This is a genomic window from Vibrio sp. 704 (assembly GCF_033339295.1).
On the sequence record NZ_JAWOUH010000937.1, the window covers coordinates 1 to 536 of the forward strand.

Consider the following 536-nt stretch of genomic DNA (forward strand, 5'->3'; position numbering starts at 1 on the left):
CACCTTTTATTCGCCATCTATTCGTAGCCGAATCATTTTTCTTAGTATCTATTTGAGCTTAGTCACCTTCTGCAGTGGCGTTGCGATGATCAAGGGAAAAAGAGACGATCTAAAACTGCCCGTTCAAGTGATGGCGTACGCCTTCTTTGGATTTAGTGCTTTTATGGCGGGCAGAACCGTTTGGAGCATTTGGGCTCCTGAAGTCACCAGTTTTATGAATGCAGGTATCATCCACCAGCTGACGTTTCTATTTAGTATCTGCCTCATTGTTGCTTTGAGCTTCAGTATGTTGTGGTTGATCAACGCAAGATTGGTGAAATCCATCAACGATCTTTCTCATTTGGATGCATTAACTGGGTTATACAATCGACGTGCAATGGAAGTCATTGTGCCTAACCTTGTGAATCAAGCACGCGAAAAAAATACGCCTATCAGCATCGTTATGACTGACGTGGACGATTTTAAAACCATTAATGACCAATACGGACACACCACTGGCGACTCAGTCATGGCAACCATCGCCACGATTTTTAAAC

At 43.3% G+C, this 536-nt stretch carries 1 protein-coding gene; it reads left to right on the plus strand.

The window, feature by feature from the left end; translation table 11 throughout:
• Window positions 1-536 (plus strand): GGDEF domain-containing protein (locus R7R24_RS29980; protein ID WP_318120626.1); only part of this gene is annotated, 536 nt, incomplete at both ends.